Source organism: Desulfobulbus rhabdoformis, from assembly GCF_016919065.1.
Lineage (GTDB): Bacteria > Desulfobacterota > Desulfobulbia > Desulfobulbales > Desulfobulbaceae > Desulfobulbus > Desulfobulbus rhabdoformis.
The window spans coordinates 74,293-99,461 of sequence record NZ_JAFFQA010000016.1 but is presented as its reverse complement, the minus strand read 5'-3'; the positions used below and the strand labels follow the sequence as shown (position 1 = coordinate 99,461).

The following is a 25,169-nucleotide window of genomic DNA, read 5'->3' as shown; positions in this document are numbered from 1 at the left end:
ATGTTGAAACGGTTGTACACCACTCTCAAAGCTCAGAAGGATGCTCAGGAGACGGCGCCGACCCGTCGCAAAATCCGTTTTGAAACACTTGAGCCCCGTATTCTGCTCTCCGCTGATTTAGGCATCGATATACACCCTCAGGAAACGCAGGCTCCCCCTGCGACTGAACAGGTATCTACCTTTTCATGCTCTCCTCTGGAACAGCAGGACAGCGAAGCTTTGGCTCCAGGAGGGCTCACCAACGAAGTCACCGCTCCCCTTCCCCAAACCAACCAACCCCGTCAAGAGCTGGTGATCATTGACACCTCGCTGACCGCACCAGAACTCCTCATCGAGCAGATCTGCTCCAACGATCAAACCAGCTATTCCATAGAACTCATAGAAAGCAGCAAGGATGGCTTGACCCAGCTCAGCGAAATACTCCAACGCTACGACAACCTGGATGCCATCCACATCCTCAGCCATGGCGACCGCGGCAGCCTGAGACTGGGGAGTTCCGTTCTGGAAAATGGAACACTTGACGGGCACAAGGCTGATCTCGAAAATCTGAAGGCCTCCATAGGCGAAGATGGCGACATTTTACTCTACGGCTGCAATATCGCTCAGGACGAGGCTGGCATTGCATTTATCGAGTCTCTTGCCGGGCTTACCGGTGCCGACGTGGCGGCCTCTGACGATGGGACAGGAGCCGGGGGTGACTGGATTCTGGAAGCGGCTACCGGTCCGATCGAGGCGACCACCCTATCCCCCGATCTGTATCCCCATCGCCTGGCTGAAATCATCAGTACCACGGAGAGCGAGACCTTAGCCGGGACAAGTGATTCGGATACTTTTGTCTTTGAAGAGAGCCTCGACAGCGAGGGAGAGATTCAAGGCTGGGGTACCGATATCATCGACCAGAGCGTAAGTGGCGGTACAGATGGTGTTGATTTTTCGGGTGTTGCCAGTGACCTGAATTTTTCTTTTTCCAGCTTAAGTGAATTTGTCGTCAATGGCACCGAGGGCAACGCGGTTGATGCCCACCAGATATACACAATCACAGGTGGCAGCGGCACAGATACCCTGGATTTTTCCGCCCTGACCGATGAACTCAGCTTTATCATCCAGGCGGATGGCTCCGTCTCGATCACCGATGGCACGACTACTCTGGAGGCTTTTTCGGTTGAAAACCTGATTGGCGGGGCGGCGAACAATACCTTTGTTTTTGCCAATGGTGCCCACCTAAACGGCACCATTGACGGTGGTCTGACCGGAAACAATACGCTTGATTATTCCGCTTGGACCACAGCGGTCTCCGTTGACCTTGGCGCCGGGGATGCAACAGGCACAGCGGGAGTGAGCCATATCCAGAATCTGATCGGTTCTCAGGCAGACGATACCCTGATTGGAGATGATCTCAGTAACAGAATTGATGGTCAGGGAGGCGCCGACTTCATGGATGGCGGCGCAGGAAATGACACCTACATCCTGCGTAACGACTGGGCCCGGGACAATCTGCATGAGGGAGACGATCAGGGCAGTGATACCCTGGATTTTTCCACTGTTACTGTTGATCTTCATTTTACCCTTGGCTCAGAGAATATCAGGCTCAGCGGGGGTGGCTCCGGCAGCTTCAGCCAGTTTGAACGGATTATTGGCGGTCAGGGCAACGACATCTACAGCTTTGAGGCAAGCTGGAATCCGGTTGTCATCAACGAGCTAAACGACCATGGGAACGATACCCTGGATTTCTCCGCGACCAACTTGAGCCTGCTCTACACTGCCCACACAGACGAAACAATCTCTGTTTCGGATATGGATGAAGAGGGCAGCTTTATTGACCGGGTCACCGGGGTTGAGGCGCTTATCGGCAGCACCTCGCAGGACCAGGTGGATGACGAGGGCAACGCCATTGAAAACGGGGTCAACACCTTCCTCTTTGAAGATGGAGCAGTCTTTGCCGGTACTATTTTTGGTGGCTCGGGAAGCTGGAACACGCTTGACTATTCAGCCTACACCACTGCTGTCAGCGTTAACCTCGGTAGTCAAACAGCAACCGGCACCACCGGAGTGAGTGGTATCAGCCGGGTCTTGGGCGGTGATGGCGACGACACCCTCATAGGGAACAGTGCAGACAACCTGCTCATGGGGTTGGCTGGTAATGATCTGCTAATGGGTGGTGCTGGTTCGGATTATCTCTTTGGCGGTCAGGGAACAGACCGTATCTCTTATACCGATGATGCAAACGGCGTCCTGGTCAATCTCAGCTCTAACACTGCCAGTGATGGATTTGTCGACAATGAAGGCAACAGCGGCACAGATATCCTCTCGGAAATCGAAGAGGTTGAAGGTTCCGCTTTTGATGACACCTTAGTCGGTGATAGCAATGCAAACCTGCTTCTGGGTGGTGCGGGTAACGACACCCTGGTTGGGGCAGGCGGTGATGATACCCTGAATGGACAGGCAGGGAGAGATACGGTCTCCTATGCAGAAGACAGTGCAGGTGTGGAAGCCAGCCTGGCCACCGGGCGCGCCACCGACGGCAACGGCAACCTGGATCTCCTGGTGAACATCGAAAATCTGGTCGGTTCGGAGCATGCAGATACCCTCTACGGAGACGGGCAGAGCAATGCGCTCACAGGTGGCGGAGGCAGCGATACCCTGGACGGAAACGGGGGCGAGGACAGCTACCTGTTTACCGATGATTGGGGTGATGAGACCATCACGGATGCGGTAGGACTGAGCACCCTTGATTTTTCGGCAGTAACGACGGGCTTGAGCTTTACGCTGCATGCAGATGGATCCCTCTCTGTCGATGACGGCGACGGGCTCTGGCGCAACTTGAGTTTTATACCGGATGAGATTGCCGCCCTGCTCTCCGGGGCCAACACACTCTCGGCTGAAAATGTCGGACTTCTTATCGGTGGTGCGGGTAACAATACCTTTATCTTTGAGGATGGCGCCGACTTCCCCGATCTCGTCATTGACGGCGGCAACGGCCTGACCAACACCCTGGATTATTCCGCCTACGAAGATCCGGTCCATGTGGATCTGGCGGCAGGAACAGCCACTGCGACAAACGGTGTTGCCCATATCAACAACGTTGTCAGCGGCAAGGATGTTTTTGATCTCATCGGGGATGGGGTTGATGCCACCATTTCCTTTGCGGGAAAGGTTGCCAAGGTTGTGGCCGATCTTGCGGATCTGGAGAATATCGGCAACATCACCGGCACGAACTACGATGATATCATCACAGGCAACAGCGAGAACAACACCCTCGACGGACTGGCCGGGGATGATACCCTCACCGGACAAGGCGGCGACGACACTTATCAGTTTGAGGACGACTGGGGTGCGGATGTCATTGTCGAGGAGGCTGGAGGCGGCAACGATACCCTGGACTTCTCCCGGGTCACCGCAGCCCTGACTATCACCATTCACAACGACGGCACTATCTCCGTCACCGACGGCACCAACTCCCTCTACAGGGTAGCCAATATTGAAAACATCATCGATGGCCAGGGGGATGATACCGTCATCTTTGAGGATGGCGCCTCCATCAAAGGCTCTATCGGTGCCCGCGAGGATTTCTTTCAACTCATCGGATTGGATAACTCGGACAGTGGCACCAACACCCTGGATTTCTCCGCCTACACCACTGATGTACAGGCCGATCTAGGTGTCAATCTCCAGACAATCGACATCACGGTTGCGGCCTGGTTTAACACCGGCAACGGACAACAAACCCTGTATAACTTTCACAATGTCATTGGTGGATCCGGTGATGACTCCATCTGGGGCAATGATGACGAGAACACCCTTATTGGCGGTGCAGGCGACGATCTCCTCTACGGCCGTGACGGCATTGACCTGCTTGAAGGTGGCCAGGGCAACGACAACCTCTATGGTGGCTACGAATCAAGCCTCATCAACTCTATTCTCCAGCTGAGCCCATCCAATCTTTCCGCACTCTTTGGCACCGATCTGATCACCTACCTGGCTGAAGGCGGTACGCTTGACCAGTACATTCACGATTACTTCTCCGGTGATGCCGACATTGCCAGCTACAGTTCGGCCACTTCCTGCGTTACCGTGAATCTTTCAGTCAGCGGTGCCCAGGATACGGGCGGTGCCGGACAGGACAGCCTTACCGATATCCGCAGCCTTGCCGGTTCGGAGTATGACGACACGCTCACTGGCGATGCATCTGGAAATGTGTTGGCTGGTGGTGCCGGAAACGACACCCTCTCAGGCGGTGCGGGCGAAGATACCTTGCTGGGTGAGGAAGGAGATGACCTCCTCATTGGTGGCGCTGACCTGGATAAGGCCTCCTACTCCACTGCTACCAGTGCGGTGATGGTGGATCTGGGCATCACCGGTTCCCAGGACACCGTTGGTGCCGGAACCGATACCCTCAGCGGCATCGAGGGGGTGGTGGGCTCGGGCTACGATGATCTCTTTATCGGCACCAATGGAAATAACACCTTTCTCGGAGGTGAAGGCAGCGACACCGTCTCCTATGCCAGGGCCGAGGAAGGCGTCTTTGTCAATCTCTGGAACCCGCTTGCCCAGCCGACCTTAGGAGCGGGCAACGATATTCTCGGTGGGATCGAAAATCTCATCGGCTCAGACTACGATGATATCCTCATCGGCTCCACGGTGGCCAACGTTCTTGCGGGCGGATTGGGCGATGATTTTCTTGCCGGTGGTGCGGATGCGGACACTTATGCCATGGAGGATAATTTCGGCGGCGATATCATCATCGATGATTTTTCAGCCCTGTTGGGCATCCTCACCCAGGAGGGGATCAGTGCCATTAATACCCTGATGGATGAACTGGTCAGCGATTCCACGGTTCTTGATCTGGAACTGGATCTCCCCACAGACACCCTTGCCGCCCAGACGCCCGACACCCTTGATTTCTCGGCCGTCACCGGCTCGCTTGATTTTGATATCCAAGCCAATGGGCTCGTTACCATCACAGACATCACCAATTCGGCCAACACGCTCAGTGACATCACCGCCATTGAGACCCTGGTTGGTGGCACGGCGGAAAACCGCTTTATCTTCGCCGATCAGGCAACCTTTGCAGGTACCCTGGATGGTGGCTCCGGCATAAGCACCCTGGATTACTCCGCCTACACCACAGCCATCACGGTAGACCTCACCACCTCGGATAATGACACCACAGCCCAGGCCGAGGGAACCCAGGGCGTGAGCGGCATGCTCGATGTTATTGGTGGCGAAGGCAATGACCTGATCACCGGTAATGACCAGGAAAACCTGCTCATCGGTAGCGCGGGTGACGACACCATCACCGGTGGTGAGGGCGACGATTATCTCGACGGTGGTCTGGGCAACGATATCCTTGAGGGCGGTGATGGCACGGACATTGTGCTCTACGACCAGGCCACCACTGGTGTCACCGTCAACCTGAGCATAACCGAGGCGCAGAATACAGGTGATCTTGGGACTGACACCCTAAGCGGAATCGAAGGCGTTTTCGGCTCCATCCATAATGACACCCTGATCGGCAACGAGGAAGACAATATCCTGCTCGGGGATGAGGGCGATGATTACCTCAGCGGTGGGGACGGCGACGACCTGCTCATGGGCTATGATGGCAACGATACCCTGATGGGTGATGCAGGTGACGATCAGCTCGCGGGTGGAACAGGTGCGGACACCATCAGCGGTGGCGAAGGCAACGATATTGCCACCTATCTCGACGCTACAGGTTCAGTCACGGTTGATCTCAGCGATAACAGCGCCAACAGTGGTGAGGCTTCCGGGGATAGCTTAAGCTCCATCGAAGGGCTGGTCGGCTCGGAATACGATGATGTCCTTATCGGCGATGCAGCAGATAACCAGCTTGCAGGCGGCAGTGGTAATGACACCCTCTACGGCGGTGCGGGTAGCGACTACCTTGGCGGTGGCGCGGGGAACGACTTGATAAATGGCGCCAGTTTCAACGAAACGACCGGTGAGGATGAGGCGGACACGGCCATCTACACCGACGCCGAAGCTGGCGTAGTTATCGACCTGGCGACCACTGGTCCGCAGGATACCGTAAGTGCGGGTGCCGATACCCTTGCAAATATCAACGCGGTCATTGGTTCGGACTACGATGATATCCTCAAAGGTGATGCCAACGATAATGCCCTGCTTGGTGGCGAGGGTGACGATATCATCGAGGGCCGTGGCGGCGACGACATCCTTTCCGGCGGGGAAGGCACGGATACGGCCTCCTTTGCCGAATCCAGCGAAGGTGTCCGGGCGGTGCTGGGCTTCACCTGGGAACAGGAGACCAGCGAGACCACGGGAACCGACACCCTGCTTGAGTTTGAAAACCTGCAGGGCTCGGATTTCGACGATACCCTGATTGGCGATGAGAAAAACAACATCCTCAGTGGCGGGCTGGGCGATGATTACCTGGAAGGCGATGCGGGCGATGATATCTTCATTGGTGGCCTGGGCCAGGATGAACTCATCGGTGGCAGCGGTAGTGATACAGCCTCCTACGCGAATGCCACAGAAGGAATTATTGCCGATATTTCCGATACCCAGCGCAATACGGGCGAGGCGCAGGGGGACACCTACCAGGGAATCGAGAATCTCAGCGGTTCAGCCTACGACGATGAGCTGGCCGGCTCCTCCGGCGTCAATATCCTGTATGGTCTTGCTGGTAATGACAGCCTGATCGGCGGAGACGGGGACGATACCCTTTACGGTGGATCAGGGAACGACATCCTGGATGCGGGCGCGGGCGATGACAGCCTGATAGGTGGCGCGGGAGCAGACCAGCTGATCGGTGGCACGGGCACCAACACGGCCAGTTATGCCGATGCAGGCGAGGCGGTCACGGTCAACCTGGCCAATTCCAGCATGAACTCCGGCGATGCGGCTGGAGATAGCCTGAGCTCTATCACCCATCTGGTGGGCTCTGCCTATGATGATACCTTAATCGGCGATGAGGCCGACAACCAGATTCTCGGTGGTGCTGGTGATGACCTGATTGAAGGTGGTCTGGGCGATGACACCCTTGCAGGTGAGAGCGGTGATGATCTGCTCTCTGGCGGCGCGGGCAACGACAGCCTGGAAGGTGGTCTGGGAGCCGACAGCCTTGATGGTGGTACGGGTGAGGATCTCGCCAGCTATGCAAACGCAGAGGAGGCGGTTGCGGTCAACCTGGCGCAAGCGACCGGCCTCTGGGGGGAGGCGGCTGGAGACAGCCTGGCAGGCATCGAAAACCTGAGAGGCTCAGCCTATGACGACCAGCTCATCGGTGATGACAACGACAATACCATCGAAGGCCTCGCCGGTGACGATATCATAGAGGGCCAGGGGGGCGATGACAGCCTCGATGGCGGCGAGGATGAGGATACGGTCTCCTACGCCCTCTCCTCCCGGGCTGTTCGGGTCGATCTCTCCCTGACAACAGCTCAGAACACCGGCGAAGTCACGGGCAATGACAGGCTCAGCAACATCGAGAACATTGCCGGTTCCAACTACAGTGACAGCCTCATCGGCAACGAGGCAGACAATGTTATCAGCGGTGGGGCCGGTGATGATCATATCCTGGGTGGGGCCGGTATTGACCTGCTCTTTGGCGACAGCGGCGCTGACACCCTGGAGGGTGAGGCAGACGATGATATTCTCAGCGGTGGCAGCGGCGCAGACATCCTGATTGGCGGCAGCGGCAACGACGGTGCCAGTTACGCAGACAGTGATACCGGGGTCAGTGTCGATCTGAACACCGGCACTGGAACCGGCGGTGAGGCCGAGGGCGACAGCCTGGACAGCATTGAAAACATTATCGGTTCTGACGCAGCCGACACCCTGATCGGGGACGATCAGGCCAACCTTATCTATGGGTTGGGTGGAGACGACACCATCAACGCTGGCGGAGGGGATGACACCATCGAGGGTGGCGACGGATCCGATACCATTGACGCCGGAAGCGGCAACGATACCATCACCTTCCTCGATGATCCGGATGGCGTCACCGTTGTCCTGGGCGGCTCCGCCGTCGATGGCTATGGCAACAACGATTTTATTTCAAATGGCGAGCACCTGAGCGGTTCTGCCTACGATGACGTCCTTGTAGGCGACGACCAGGCCAACATCCTGATCGGCGGGGAGGGAGATGATATCCTCACCGGCGGCTTGGGTGCGGATACCCTGGACGGTGGCGAGGGCGATGACATTCTCGACGGTGGTGCGGGCGACGACACCTATCTCTTTGCCGACAACTGGGGCACAGATGACCTGACGGAAACCAACGGCGAGAACACGCTCTCCTTTACTGACGCCCTCAATGACATCAGTTTCACCATTCATGCCGACGGCACGGTTTCGGCAACCGATGAGAACAGCAGCCTGGACAATATCGGTTTCATGGCGCATCTCATCGGTGGTAGCGGTGACGACTGGTTTGCCATCATGCCGGATACCTCGTTTAACGGCAGGCTCGATGGCGGCCCGGATGGAGACGATACCCTGGATTACTCCGCCTACTCCACAGGTATCACGGTTAATCTCAGCGAAAACAGTGCTCCAGAAACCACGGGAATAGCTGGTATTGACTCGGTCATGGGTGGCAGCGGCAACGACAGCCTCATCGGTAACGATGCCGAAAACACCTTGTATGGCGGGGCGGGCAACGATCAGATCCAAGGTGGAGCGGGTGATGATCATCTGCTGGGTGAGGAAGGCGATGATATCCTTCTTGGCCAGGACGGAGATGATGTAATTGAAGGGGGCTTGGGCCGCAATACCCTGATTGGTGGCGAGGGCAGCGATACAGCCGCCTATGATACCCTCACCATCATTACCCCCACAGACGGCGTCACCGCAAGCCTCATGGACGGTACCGCCACCATGGGCACGGATCTCAGCGAAACCCTGGCAGGTATTGAAAATCTCTCCGGTTCCTTAGGGGCCGATACCCTCATTGGCGATGACAGTGCAAATATCCTTGCCGGCGGTGACGGGCATGACACCTTAATCGGTCTCGGCGGAGCTGATGTACTGGAAGGTGGTGTGGGCTCGGATACGGTCTCGTATGCCGATGCCGATGGTGCGGTGACCCTCAACCTGGCTACGGGTGCAGCCAGTGGCAGCGATGCCGAAGGTGACAGCCTCACGGATATTGAAAACGCGATCGGTTCGGTTCAGGGTGATCTGATCTACGGCAGCATCGAGGCAAACCGGCTCGAAGGCGGCGGTGGCGACGACATTCTCCATGGCGGCGAGGGCATTGACACCTTAATCGGAGGCGCAGGCAACGATACCCTGATCGGTGGTGGAGATTCTGATATTCTCAACGGTGGCCTGGGCGCAGACACCCTGATTGGTGGCTATGAGGACGCTGAAAACAAGGATTTTGGCCTGGATACCGCCTCCTACAGTACGGCTGAAAGTGGCATCACCGCTAACCTGGCCGATGCTACTGTAAACACCGGCGAGGCCCTGGGCGATACCTATGAGGGGATAGAAAACCTCACAGGTTCGGCCCATGGTGATTCGCTCATCGGTGACGAGAACGACAACGTCCTGGTGGGTGGCGCCGGGAACGATCAGCTTGTTGGTGGTGGAGGTTACGACCAGGTCTCCTACGATGGCGATGAGGCCGGGGTTACCGTTAATCTCCTGACGCACCTGGCCACGGATGGCAGCGGTGACCAGGATAGTCTCAGCGACATCGAGGATATTAAAGGCTCGGATTATGCCGATATTCTCATCGGCGACAGTGGCAATAACATCATTGAGGGCGGCAAAGGCAACGACCAGATCAGCGGTGGTGCAGGCGATGACATTCTTCTGGGTGAAGAAGGCGATGATACGATCAACGATATCAGCGGCAACGACTACCTGGAAGGCGGCCTGGGCGAAGACACCCTCTCCTATGCCGGTGCCAGCGCAGGCGTCACGGTCGATCTGAGTCAGAGCGAACTCCAGGAGACCATCGGTGCGGGTTCTGACACCATCGACACCTTTGAAAACCTGATTGGGACAGCATTTGCCGACACCCTCATCGGTGATGGCGGGGACAATACCCTCCAAGGCCTGGGTGGGGACGACATCCTTGATGGCGGCGAGGGTGATGATACCCTAATCGGTGGTATAGGGGCAGACAGCCTCAGTGGTGGAGCAGGCTCTGATACCGCCTCCTATGTTAATGCCTCAGCTGGGATTACAGTAAATCTTGCTGATCCCAGCCAAAATACCGGGGAAGCCGCGGGCGACAGCTACAGCGAGATCGAAAACCTCACCGGCTCAGCCTTTAATGACACCCTGGTGGGGGATGCTAACGACAACATTCTCGAGGGTGGCCTGGGTGAGGACGATCTCACCGGTGGTGGTGGAACCGATACCGCCTCCTATGCGCATGCCAGCTCCGGGGTCGTCGCCTACCTCGCCGACAGCAGCCACGAGAGCGGTGACTATGCCGCCTCAGGCTACACAGCCGGTGAAGCGGCAGGTGACACCTATCACGAAATCGAAAACCTCACCGGCTCGGAGTATAACGACATCCTCGCAGGCGATGCAGCGGACAATATCCTCGTTGGCGGTGCTGGCGACGATATTTTTGTCGGCGGAACCTATGAGGGTACACAGGGCACCTGGTTTGGTGGTCAGGATGTCTTTGACGGCGGAGAGGGTGACGATACCTTTCCCGTCTATGCCGACTTCATGCACAGCCCTCTGGATGGTGGCTATGAGCAGCGGGATCGAGACCTGATCACCATTGACCAAAGTATCGAAGCAACCGGCAACATCATCTACAGCTCCTCCATGGGCATTATCGTGGAAGACGGGGTTACCCTCAAATCGACCGAGGGTGATGTCATCCTCAAGGCTTATGGCTATACCAATCCCCTCTGGGATCTGCTGACCGCGGTTTTCCCTTCTGTGACCGTCAACAATGCCCAGGCAGAGATCACGGTGAACGAAGGGGCCAGCCTCATTGGCAAGAATGTGGTCATCAGCTCCTCGGCCACCACCTCCCGCCAGCTGGCCTGGGAGATATGGGAAGATGGGCTGGCAGAGCTGATGAACGGGACCGATTACGCCGAGATCGAAGGGACGATGAGCTTTGTCTCCTCGCTCAGTCTGGATAATGAAGAACCCACAGCGGTTGCCTATGTGGATGGTGTCTTTGATGGTGATATGGACTTCATACAGGCGGGTTTTCTCGCCGGGCAGACCATCTCTGTGGAGGGCTCCAAGTATAATGATACCGATTTTGTCATTTCCGAGGTGCGCCCCTATCGTATGATTCTCTCTGTCGTTGCCGGAGACGGAGCCGTTGCCGATGAAACCGATACGGTTGGTGTTGTCCTCACCGAGGCAGTCACGGTGAGTGCCAATGACCTGGTGATGGCACTCTACAATGATGATGATCCTCTGGGCACCATCGCGGCCACGGAGATCAACTGGGATCAGATGGCCGCCAGCCTGGGTACCACCGCGCTGCAGACCATCATGACAACGCTCAACGGGGTGCTCACCCGCTACGTGGGCATGAGTGTCTCCATTCCGGCGGATATTCATTTTGCCAGCGCCACCAGTACGATCCTGCTCGATGGGGCTACCATCACCGCCGACGGGGATGTCACCATTGACTCCTCCGCCTCCTCCAGTATTGACCTGGCCACCCCGCTGGGACTGGGCGCCTCCCCTACCCTGCTTGGACTGGCGACCTCCATTGGTGGGGCCTATATGGAGACGACCGCCATCGCCACCGCCGAGCTCGAGGGCGCAACGGTGATAGACGCGGGCGGTGATTTCAGCCTCACCTCCGAGGTCGACAACCAGCTCAACGGGCTCTACTCGGTCAGCGCCAAAAAGATATGGAATATTGTTCCCAAGCAGCGCATTACCCAGAGCAGTACCCGCACCCACAAAACAGCACTCCAGTCGCTTTCCACCACAACGGCCGGGAAAAATCTCAAGAGCCTGTTGAATATCGGTCCGGCCATGCTGGCGGTTGGCGTGGGCAACGCCACCTCCACCACCAGCTCCCTGGTCCATGATCAGGTAGAGATTACCGCAAAAAATGTGACGGTTTCTGCGACCAATACCAATAATTTCAATGTGGCCGTCTCCGCTGCCCCCTTAGCTCCTGTGGCGCAGGCCCGCATTGTCACCGAAAAAAATGAAAAACAGGCGCTCAATGGATCCGGTGTTGCCGTGGCCGTGAGCCTGGTTGACGCCTCAGCCGAGGCACGGCTTGACGGCACGGTCATCCTGACCAAAAGCGAGGCCATTGGCAGCCCGATCACCGCAGACGACATCAATGACAACACCATTGACCTGGGTGTTGAACACGGTCTCTCCACAGGGGATCTGGTTGTCTACGAGAGTGGCGGTGATCCCGTCATTACCGGACTTGAAGATGGCCAGAGCTATTATGTCGAAGCGGTACATGAGGACTACGCGATCGATCCCCCGGACCAGGTGGATAATACGGCTGACACCATCAATCTGGGTGCTGATCATGGTCTGGAGACCAGCGATTGTCTCGTCTACGACAATGGTGGAGGCCTCAATATTGGTGGGCTCAATAATGGCGGCCGCTACTACGTCATTGTCGATGGCGACACCGGACTCATCCAACTGGCCACCACGGCGGATAATGCCACCAATGGGATAGCGATTAACCTGGATTACACCGTCGCAACCGGCTATGACCACAGCCTGACCCAGACAGCCTCCACCAAGGTGCGTCTGGCGGCCAGCAGTGAGGATGCCACGAACGGAACCGTACTGGATATAGACGGCTCCTCCATGAGCGGCACCGGTCATATTCTGCGCACACCTGGATCGGTGAACGTCAGCGCTGAATCCATCAATGAGCAAAACGCCATCAGCGCCACCTCCCTGCTGAGCAAAAAGAAGCTCGCCGCCAAGGGCACCTATTACCAGTACGATGGGCAGTCCAAATCGGGTGCCTCCTTTCAGCGAGGCTGGTCTACTATTACCGGTATCGGCCCCAAACCCACTGAAAACGTCAATCCCTGGGAGAAAAAAGAGAAGCCCACCAAGTACTGGAATATTACCTTTTCCACGGCTGTTTCCATCAGCAGCAACAGCGCAGAGGCCTACATCGGCGAAAACGCGACGATTACCTCAGTGGATGACGTCTCGGTCCTGGCCTATGCCGAGGACAACATCAAGGGTACCTCCACTTCTCATGTCAAAAAACCCGCCCAGCGGGTCAGCGCAGCGGGCGCGGTTCTGGTCGCGCTCTACGATAATACCGCCAATGGTTCCATCGGTGCAGGCGCAACAGTCAGCGCCGGGCGCGATGTCGATGTGAACGCCATTGCCCTGGTTCCCGATCAGATTACCTGGGAAGAAGACTGGGCACTGTTTACCAGCTCCTATGAAACCGCCTGGGATAATGCGACCGCATCCTACAAAAACGCCAAAACCGCTTTTGCCAAACTCTCCGAACTCTTTTCCGCAGATAACCTGGTCTCCTCTCTGACCTCCACGGTTTCCGGCAACGGGATCCCCAGTGATACCAGCTACCGCTGGAGCGAAATGACCTCTGGCCTTACTGGGACCACCTCCGGCCTGACCGGACTCATAGGCCTGCTCAACCCGACTTCTTTTCTCGCCTCTTTTCCCCCGACCTCCTACCTGCAACTGCCCAATGTTCTGGGCACTAAAATCGCTACGATCTATGTTTCCGCTTCGGCGAAAACCACAACCGCAAAGAGCGATGACGATTCGGTAACGCCTGGTTCATTGGCCATCTCCGGTTCTTTTGCCTACTTTGATCTGGATAACAGCGCCAATGCCTGGATTGGCGAGAATGCGATCATTGATGCTGATAATGATGTCAGTGTTACCTCCCAAGCCATTGCCAACACCATTAATATGGTGGGTATTCCCAGCCCCAACATTACTGCCCTACTCTTGGGCCGTCGCTCCCTGATGCCGGTGCTGACCCAAACCACCTATTCGACAACGCCGAACACGAACTCAAACTCACCCCTGCGCAGCCTCCTGGGCGGAAACAACCGCAACAACAGGACCAACCAGAATATAACCGTCATGTCCAAACAGAAGGATGCAGACGGCAATGTTATGCTCGATGCCAATGGACGAACCCAATGGCAGCGAGAAGGGACCTATTATCCGCACACCACCTGGTTCCCCGGCACCACCGCTAAAAAGAACCTCTTCGAACGGCTTGAAAATCAACTTCTCTACCCCACCAGTAGCACAGGCAGCGGGCTTGGAGTCAACCTGCTGATCACCAACTTTGACAACACCAGCACGGCAGGCATCAGAGAAGGTGCTCAGGTCAATGCTGGAAAAGATATCGTGGTTGATGCCCAGGCACCTAACCTGGCCATTGACCTGGTTGCCGCCGGCGGGCAGGCCGAGGGCTGGCTCAGCCTCACGGGTGCGGGCTCGTTCAACATTATCGATAACCGGGCTGAGGCAACTGTCGGCCAGGGGGCCATGCTCGTGGCCGGGGAAAATGTATCGGTTAATGCCGATGCCGACAACATCGTCATCTCCTTTACCGGATCGCTCACCCAGGCAAAAACTGTGGGGCTTGGCCAGACCATTACCCTCAATTATCTTACCAATGAATCGTTGGCCCAGATTGGTGCCGCAGCGACCGAAACCTCACCACTCATGGTCAAAGGAAGTTTTGATGCGGCCCCCGACACGCGCACCCTGACTCGCACAGACGGGAGTTGGCTCGATGACGGACTGGTTCTAAACCAATGGATCCTGATTGACAATGCCGGGGATAACAACGGCCTCTATCAGATCGAAACAATCACCGATCTGGAACTCACTCTCAAGGGATGGGACCATGAACTTGCACTCACAACAACTCTCACAGGTGACACAGCAGACATTATCATCACCCCCATGGGCTCTATTGATGCGGGCGGTACGGTAACTGTCAACGCCGATAACAACGAGTGTGTTGTAGCCGTCAGTCTTGCGGCCGCTCCGCCGGCACTTGAGGCAAAGGCTGTTGAGGATGGCAAGCAGACAAATTTCATTCAAAAATACCTGCTGGCCAATCAGACCCTCAAACTCAAAGATCCTGCAAAATACAGTTATAACGGCACCCTCGCTCTGACCGGCATGGACAATCAGAGCCTTGCCTTGGTCGAAGAAAATGAGGTTATTCTCGCGGGTGGTGATGTCAAGGTGAATGCTGTGGACAATGGGCTCATTGTCAATGTGAGCGCCGCCTTTACCTACGCCGGTACCACTGGTGTGGGGGCCACTGTTGCCGCTAACTGGATCAACCGGACCACCCTGGCGGAAATTGGTGATTCCGAGGCAGCGCTGCGCAATGTCTTCATCGATACCGGAGGCAATTTGAACCTGAGCGCCCTGAACAGCGGTGATATTATTTCCGTTGGAGGGGCTGGCGTACTGCAGATTCGTCCGGCAACACCCGAGGTCCAAAAAGAAGAAGAGAAAAAAGAAGAAAGCAAAAAAACAAAAACCGCCAAAGAACCCGGAACCTGGGTTGACGGAATCAAAGAAAAGATCACGACCGGTCTCGACAAGGTACTGAGCTCTCTGGACAAGGCGGGTTCCGATGTCGATAAATGGGGCGAAAAGGTCGAGGCGTACCTGCCCTCCTTTGCCGGAGCCGGGAGTGTTTCAGTCAATGTCATCGGTGATACCACTACAGCCAACCTCGGGGGCACAGTTCTTGGCCGGGGGATAGATCTTGCCGAGAGCGTTTCTGTGCTTGCCAATAACAGCACCCTGGTGGTTGCCGTTGATCTGGCCGGCGCCCTCTCCATCGCCAAAAAATCCAGCGCCAACGCCGACAAGGAGAAAAAGGCCAAACTCCTGGGTAATGCCAGCATGGCAGTCAGTGGGGCGGTTACGGTGAATGTTCTTACCGGCGAGACCAAAGCCCTGGTGGATAACAGCAGTCTCGCCCTCACCAAGGGCTTTACCCTGGCGGCAGAAACCAGCCAGGTGATTGCGTCTGTAGCCCTGGCAGGCAGTGGCGTCATTGCCCCGGAAAAAGGGGCGCTAAGCGGCTCAGGGGCGGTGGCGGTCAATGTCATCACCGGGACAACAACGGCCTCGGTGACCGATGGCTCCGAGATCCTGAGAACAGACGCCTTAGCAGAACAGAATTTTCAGGTGACTGCGCGTGATACCAGCGTCATTGGAGCAGTCTCCGGCAACCTCAGCCTCTCTATTTCCACCGGAGAGGCTGAGGATAAACGCGATGCCTGGGGAGGAGCCCTGGGAGCAGCGGTTGGCGTCAATGTGGTCGATAACACCATTGCTGTCGATATCACGGAGGCAACCCTTTCCACGCCCAAATCCATCCTTGTCGATGCATCGGGTCACACCGAGATTTGGGCCTTTACCGGCGGGATCTCAGTCACCGATGCCGATGGCGGTGAAAGAGGAGCAACCGGCGGTGCCGGTGGTGCCTCTGTCTCTGTGAATGTGGTTTCCGAGGATGTAAAGACCCACATTGCAACAGGAAGCAGCCTGCTTGCCGGCGGAGATATCACGATCACAACCGCGGATCAGGTCCGCATTGTTGCCAATGCCGCCTCCTTAAGCGGTGTGGGTGCCGGTGGCGATGCAGGTGGTGTGGGCGGTGCCCTGAGCGCAGCGGTTGCCGTCAATGTGGTGGACACTGGAGCTGAGACCCTGGTCTCAGGCTCTGTGCTCAATGCCGGTGGCAGCCTGAGCCTGAGTTCCGAGGACAACTCCCTTATCTGGGCGCTTGATATCAGCGGCAGCGCTGGCATCACCGGTTCCAAAGGAGACGGTGGCGGACTCATGCTCTCCGGGGCGGGTACGGTTTCAATTAATATCATCAATTCCACTGCCATAACCGATGTCATAGGTGAGAAAATCGATTCCATCACCACCCAAAGCTCGCTCACAGCAGGCTCAGGGGATCTGATGGTGACCGCGATCGACGACCGGGAAATCATCGCCAACACCATTGGTGTCAGCATTGCCGGAGCCAGCGGCAGCGGTGACTTTGCCTTCACCGGAAGTGTCGGAGCCACTGTGGCGGTCAATGTGATGACAACCGAGGTCCGGGCACAGGTCTCCAATTCGACCCTGCTCGCAAACGGTTCCCTTCCTGACAGTGGTAACATCCTCATTGAGGCAGCAACTGAGGCCGATATCTGGTCGCTCCTGGTTGGCGCGGCCGGGGCCGGGGGGCATAGCGGGGAATCCTGGGGAGCGGGTATTGCCGCCAGCGGTGCGGTCGCGGTCAATACTATTACCAACAAGGTAACCGCCCAGGTTGCTGCTGACTCCACTCTCACCAGCAGCCAGGGCGACATCACCCTCTCGGCCAGGGACGACAGCTCCATCATTACCAACGTCATCGGTGCGGCCAGATCCTTTGCCGCCTCCAAGACTACCGCCTTCTCCACCGCCCTGGGTGCCTCCATCGGCGTCAACACGGTTGAGAGTACGGTACTGGCAGCGGTTGACCAATCAGATATCACGGCCAGCAACGGGTTGGTCAGTATTGATGCTGTTTTTGATGCCGATATCTGGGCCCTGACCCTGGGCATCGCGGGAACCTTTGCTTCAAGCACCGAAAAAACAGCCATCTCCGGAGCACTGGGAGGTGCGGTTGCTGTCAACACGGTGACCGGGAGTCTGACCGCTCGGATCACCGATGACAGCACGATAACCGCTGGTGATGGAGCGATTGAGGTTACAGCCTCAGACAGCGCCACCATCCTTGCCAATGCCGGTGGTCTGGCCTTTTCTGGAGCCACGGGGAAAAATTCAGCAACAGGTTCTGCTGGCGCCTCATTGGCTGTCAATGTGGTTGATCGGGATGTCTCCGCCCAGGTGGAAAACGTAACCCTGGATGCTTCGGGTGGACTCTTCATAACCTCCAACGCCGAGACCACGATCTGGGCCCTGACCATCTCTGGCGCGCTCAGTGGTGCGGTGGCCACCGATACCAAGGCCTATGGCGGGGCCCTGGCGGGAGTGGCGGCGGGCTCCATCAATGTCATCACCAGCGAGGTCGCAAGCACCCTGACGGCAAGCACGGTCCTGGCAGCCGACTCGGTCAGCCTGATCGCCACCAATGCAAGCGAGATCATGGCCGATGCCGGTGGTCTGTCCATTGCCTTTGGCTATGGGGGCAAAGCGGGCAGCGGTGTCTCCATGGGTGCGGCCTTTGGCGTCAATGTTATTACCGACAATGTTACCAGCCTTATTGATGATTCCTCCCTGGGGACCATAGACAATCCGGTGGGTGCTGTGGCAGTCCAGGCAAGCTCAAATGCAGACATCTGGGCGCTGACCATTGCTGGCAGCGGTGCGGTGGGGGCCAGCCAGGGGAAATTCGGTGGTGCCTTTGCCCTTGATGGAGCGGGATCTGTTAATGTTATCAGCGGTGCGATCAAGGCTGGAATCACTGATGCTGACGTCTTCGCCGAGGGACAAACCGTTAACGTTCTGGCCACAGATGATGCATCAATCATAGCCAATGCAGGGGCACTGAGTGCAGCCCTGGGTGTCGCGAACACCGCCGGGGTAGCCGCCACGGTTGGGCTTTCCGGCGCGGTCAACATCATCGATCGCACAACAGAAGCTGTCCTGGAGAGCTCCACTCTTGGCGGCAGTGGACATGCGGTCGGGAGTCTGACAATCACAGCGGATTCCTCCGCCATGATCTGGGCGCTTACGGTTGCCGGCAGCGGTGCCGCCGGTTTTTCCACGGAAAAATTCGGGGTTGGCCTGTCTGGGGCCGGTGCAGGCTCGGTCAATACGGTGACCAATACCATTGATGCCCATATTTCTGCGGGCAGTACCGTTTTCACAGACCAGGCGATCTTGCTGAAATCCACCGATACCACCCAGATTATCGCCAACGCCGGTGGGGCCAGTATAAGCCTGGGTATTGGCAGTAAAGGCGGTGGCAGTTTATCCGTGGGCGCCTCCCTGGCGATCAACGTCATCGACAATGAGACCCTGGCGACCATCAGCAATTCAACCATCACCGGCGGTTCTTTGGAGTTTGCAGCCCGCTCCGATGCCCAGATCTGGGCTCTTGCGGTCTCCGGTGCGGTCGCGGTGGGCGGCGGTGATACCTTTGGTATCGGCGGGGCGGCCGCAGGTGCGGTCACGGTCAATGTGATCGGTAACAGGGTAGACGCCTCCATCACCGGAGAATCCACTGAGGGGTCGACCGACGATTCCACCCTGGATATCGCCGGGGCCATCAGCCTGAGCGCAACCAATAGCAGTGAAATCCTGGCCAATGCCGGTGGCATCTCTATTGCCGTGGGTGTGGCCTCCTCGGGTGCAGGCGGGGCTGGCTCCATTGGAGCGGCGGTGGCCGTCAATGCCATTGATAATCAGACCAATGCATCGATCGTGCAGACTTCCATCCTCCATGGAAGTTCGCTTGATCTCATTACCCACTCCGATGCCACCCTCTGGTCCCTGGCGCTGGCCGGGGCTGCCGCCGGGGCCGGTGGTTCGGGCGGGGCTGCGTCCATCGCCATTGCCGGGGCCGTGGCCGTCAGCACGGTGACCAATACCGTGACCAGCGGCATCAGCGACAGCGATATTGAGCTCAGCACCGGTGCGCATCTGCATATGTCGGCAACCGATGACTCCCTGATCATGAGCAACGCCGGTGGTGCGTCCTTTTCCGGTGCCGGAGGCAATGGTGGCGGTGGCGCGGTCTCTGTGGGCGCCTCCGTGGCCGTCAATACCATCGCCAATAAGGTGACCAGCACAATTTCCGGTTCTACCCTTGGTGCCACGACATCGCTTGGTCAGCTTGATCTGAGTGCGACTGAAAATGCCACCATCTGGTCCCTTGCCGTGGCTGGCGCGGCCGCAGTCGCCGGGGGCGCAGGTGGTGGGGCTGGCGCTGCGATCGCAGGTGCCGTCTCGGTGAACACGGTGGCCGATACGGTTGCAAGCAGGCTTGCAAACTGCGCTGCCATTACAACCACAGGGACTGTCAACCTGGCAAGCACCAACAACACCCTGATCATGGCCAATGCCGGTGGCGTCTCCTTTGCCGGGGCCGGTGGAGCTGGCGGTGGGGCAACGGCCGCCGTTGGCGGGGCCTTTGCGGTCAATACCATTGCCGATACCCTGGAGGCAAGCATTGCCAATACCAGCCTGGAAAGTGATGGCGCGATAGCCATGACGGCTGACTCCAACGCCACCATCTGGACCCTCACCCTGGCCGGTTCCATCGCCGGGGCCGGTGGGGCTGGTGGCGGCGTGGCTGTCGCCGCCTCGGGCGCGGCTGCGGTCAACACCATAGCCAACACCATCACCACCAGTATCAAGGATGACAGCACTGTTATTTCCCATGAACATGCTGGCCTGCAGATGTCGGCCAGGGACAACAGCATCATTCTTGCCAACGCCGGTGGGGGTGCATTCTCCGGGGCGGGGGGTGCCGGCGGCGGCACTGCGGCCTCAATCGGCGGTTCTCTGTCCGTCAACACCATTACCAACACCATCACCTGTAGCATCGCAGACTCCAAGGTAACCCTTGATTCCGCCGCCAGCCTTGAGGCCCTGTCAACGGCAACCATCTGGTCCCTGACCATCGCCGGTTCCGGTGCGGTTTCGGGTGGAGCCGGGGGTGGAGCCTCCCTGGCCGTGGCCGGAGCCCTCTCGGTCAATACGGTGGCCAACACCATCGAGGCCAGCGTCAAAGAGGACAGCGCTCTGACAACCGAAAATGGTGGTGCAATAGATATCCTGGCGGAAAACAGCGGTTTGATCATGGCCAATGCCGGTGGAGCCGCCTTTTCCGGGGCAGGTGGAGCCGGCGGTGGCACTGCCGTCTCCATCGGTGGATCCTTAGCGGAGAGCACCATTGATAACACCACCCGGGCCCTGGTTGCCGGATCAGATCTCACCGCTAGCGGTGAGGTGACGCTTCAGGCGCTCTCTGATGCGGTGATCTGGTCCCTGACCGTTGCCGGTGCCTTTGCCGGAGCAGGTGGGGCCGGTGGCGGACTGGCCGGAGCCATTGCCGGGGCCGCCACCATCAACACCACCACCAATACGGTGAAGGCCGCAATCATCAATGAAACAGCCGATGGCTCGCTGGTCACCCTCAATAACGGGGGTTTGAACCTCACTGCTCTGGACACCACCTGCATTCTCAGCAATGCTGGTGGCTTCTCCTTTGCCGGGGCGGGCGGTGCAGGCGGTGGCAGTGTTGTCTCTGTGGGGGCTTCCCAGGCGGTCAACACAACCGTCAATACGGTACAAGCATATATTTTCGGCTCTGAGGTGAACTCTGCCGCAAACATCAGCAATCCCAACGAGGTCGCCCTCGATCTTTCAGGCATAGCCACGGTCGAAGCTGACATCATTGATCTGGGAGCTCCCCATGGGCTTGCTACTGGTGATGCGGTGGTCTACACCAATGGGGGCAACGACTCCATCACCGGACTTGAAGACGGAAGCACCTACTATGTGATTGTCGATCAGCAGGAGTTTTCCAGCCAGAATGATATCGATGCGACCGCCAACACCATTGATATGGGGGATGTCTCAGGCTACGCCACCGGCGACGCGGTGGTCTACCATAGCGGCGGTGGGTATATCGACGGCCTAGTCGACGGGACCACCTACTGGGTGATCGCGGTTGAAGAGGATCATCTGGTCGGATCCATTGACAGTGCGGACAATACCTTTGATATGGGCAGCGGCCATGGACTGAGTACCGGGGATGCGCTGATCTATCACAGCGATGGTGCTGTGGTCGAGGGCCTGGATGAAGGGAATACTTATTATGCCATTATCGTTCAGGAGAGCTTTGCAGCCGACGATGTGGCGGTTGCAGATGAAGACCATGCCAACAGTATCAATCTGGGCGATGAACACGGTTTGGTCACCGGTGATCAGGTGGTCTATTCAAGTGGTGGCGGTGCCACCATTGAGGGCTTGACCGATGGAACCAGTTATTACGCGATCGTTGATGAGGAATGGGTCTCTTTGGCCAATACACAGGGGGGGCCAGCGATCAGCCTCTCCATTGGAGAGGAATGCAGCGCCTGGCATACCCTCAGGTCCACAGAAAAGATCAGACTCGCAGCCAGCCATGACGAGGCAATTGCCGGAACCGGACTGGATATCACCGCTGCCGCTGGTGCCCAGCACCTTGTCGATGCAACCAAAATCCAACTGAGTGCCACCCAGGATGGTGCGGCCATAGATCTCGATTCCACAGGCGCATACGGAGAAAAACACGCCCTCTCCTCAGCCGATAGCTTCACCCTGGCCGCAAGCCTGACGGATGCCCTCAGCGGTACAGCCCTTGCCCTTGATGCCCAAGCAACCACTGGCTCACATACCTTTACCCAGGCCAATATCCTGGAGCTGACAGCCCTGGCTAACTCTACCACCTGGGCGCTGACCATTGCCGGTTCGGCCTCCGGTGCCGGGGGTGCGGGCGGTGGCTTTGCCGCCTCGGGTGCCGGTGCCGGAGCGGTCAACACCATCACTAACACCGTGGAGAGTAAGGTTTATGGAGGCAGCAGCCTGAGCGCGACCGGAGATGCGGCCTTGAACGTCACGGCCACAGATCATTCCAACATTCTGGCCAATGCCGGTGGCCTGGCCTTTGCCGGGTCCGGGGGCGCCGGTGGCGGAACCTCCGTGGCGGTTGGCGCCTCTCTGGCGGTCAACACCATTGCCAATGAGGTGACCAGCGGACTGGCCGACACCACCGCAGCCATCAACGGCGACGTTCGGATTGCTGCCTCAGAACAGGCGACCATCTGGGCGCTGACCATTGCCGGGGCTGCCTCCGGCGCCGGGGGTGCGGGCGGAGGTCTGGCCGGATCCGGGGCTGCCGCGAGTTCGGTCAACACCATTGACAATACGGTTACGTCCTCCATTACCACGGGCTCCATTCTCACCGTCAGCGGGAGCCTCAGCCTCACCAGTCTGGACAGCTCACTTATCCTGGCCAATTCCGGTGGTGGAGCCTTTGCCGGAGCCGGCGGGGCGGGCGGTGGCGGGGTTGTCGCGGTGGGCGCCTCCCTGTCGGTCGACACCATCACCAATGACGTGCTCACGACCATCTCTGGCTCAACCGTTACTGCCTCGGGCGATATTCTCTTGAGCGCCCAGGAAGAGGCGACCATCTGGGCGCTGACCATTGCCGGGGCAGCCTCCGGAGCGGGTGGCGCCGGTGGTGGTTTTGCGGCCTCCGGGGCTGCTGCCAGCTCGGTCAATACCATTACCAACACGGTTAGAGCGATTATCGAAGCCTTTACCACAAAGCCCGATACTGAAACCGATACTGAGACCGATACTGAGACCATCACTGTCCCCAGCACGGTCACCAGTACCGGGGGCGCAGTCGAGCTGAGAGCTCAGGACGCTTCACTGATCCTGGCCAATGCCGGTGGTGGAGCCTTTGCAGGAGCCGGTGGCGCCGGTGGCGGCGTGGCCCTCTCTGTGGGTGGTTCCGGAGCAGTCAATACGGTGGTCAACACCATTGAAGCCAGTATCGAAGCCAGCGATGTGACTGCGCAGACCAACATTGGCCTCAGCACGGACTCCTCTGCCCTCATCTGGGCGCTCACCGTTGCCGGGGCAGCAGCTGGCTCCGGTGGTGCCGGTGGTGGCCTCTCCGCCGCCGCAGCCGCCTCCATCTCGGTCAACACCATCACCAACAAGGTAAAATCCTCTGTCAATGGAGAGAGCAGCCTGACCGCCCAGACCGGCGATGTGACCATTCAAGCAAACGACCTTTCCACCATTCTGGCCAACGCTGGTGCGGTGGCTTTTTCCGGGGCTGGCGGGGCTGGCGGCGGCCTGACAGTTACCGGCGGTGCATCGTCTGCGGTCAACACCATTGCCAATACCATCAGTTCCACCATCACGGGCTCTACCCTTGTGGCGGCGGGCAATATCAGTCTCGATGCCCAGGAGAACGCCACCATCTGGGCGCTCACCATTGCCGGAGCCGGGGGTATTTCCGGTGGTGGCGGTGGTGGGGTTTCGGTTTCCGGGGCCGCATCGGGCTCGGTCAATGTCATTGCCAATACGGTGGAGAGTACCATTGATGTCTTTGAAACGCAGACCGGTCCCACGGGCAGCAGCTTGACTACAACCGGACCGGAGGCGCAGATCAGGCTGACGGCCAAAGATAACTCCCTGATCATGGCCAATGCCGGCGGACTCAGCGCCGATGGTGCCGGGGGTGGCGCCGGGGGCATCACCGCCTCGATCGGTGCCTCGGTCGCGGTGAACGATATCACCAACACCGTGACAGCCTCGGTTGCGGACTCCACCCTCACCGCTGCCGGATCCATTGCCCTGGAAGCCCTCTCCAATGCAACCATCTGGGCCCTGACCATTGCCGGGGCCGGTGGTGGCTCCGGGGGCGCCGTGGGCGGGGTCTCTGTGGCGGGTGCCGGGTCGAGCTCGGTCAATATCATTGCCAATACGGTGGAGAGCACCATTGCAGGCGGCACCGTAACCAGCGGTGGTTCCCTTGCGCTGAGCGCTGAGGATACCTCCCTGATCATGGCCAATGCCGGTGGCGCGGCCTTTACCGGCGCCGGTGGCGGTGTGGGCGGCATCACCGCGAGCATCGCCGGATCCACTGCGGTCAACGTGATCAGCAACACCCTGGCAAGCACCATCAACACCTCTACGATCGAGAGTCAAAGGGACGTGACGCTCAGCACCGATTCCAACGCCACCATCTTTGCATTGACCATCGCCGGGGCGGGCAGCGGCAGCGGCGGCGCCGTGGGCGGCGTCTCTGTCTCCGGTGCTCTCTCCAATTCGGTTAACGTAATTGCCACCACCATTGATGCCGGCATCAGTGGCAGCACTATCACCACCCACAATGCAGGTTCAGTCCTCCTTGATGCCAAAGACACCTCACTGATCATGGCCAATGCAGGTGGCGCCGCTGCCGATGGCTCCGGTGGGGCCGTGGGCGGCGTGACTGCCTCCCTTGGTGGTTCATCTGCAGTCAACACCATTGCCAACAGCCTCAACGCCAGTATTGCGGATTCAATCGTCCATGCCGGTGGCAACGTGGAGCTTGCATCCCTGTCTAACGCCACTATCTGGGCCCTGACCATTGCCGGTGCAGGCGGTGGCAGTGGCGGTGCCGTAGGTGGCATGTCCCTTGCCGGGGCGGCTTCAGGATCTGTCAACGT

Annotated in this window: 1 protein-coding gene (running past one end of the window); it reads left to right on the top strand. The window is 58.2% G+C overall.

Annotated elements, in window-relative coordinates:
- Positions 1–25,169: the 5' portion of a DUF4347 domain-containing protein gene (locus JWJ90_RS10450; protein ID WP_205227168.1), read on the top strand. Its footprint extends 19,960 nt past the window's final position; 25,169 of the gene's 45,129 nt are visible here — the first part of the coding sequence; its start codon is at positions 1–3; its stop codon lies off the right edge, out of view.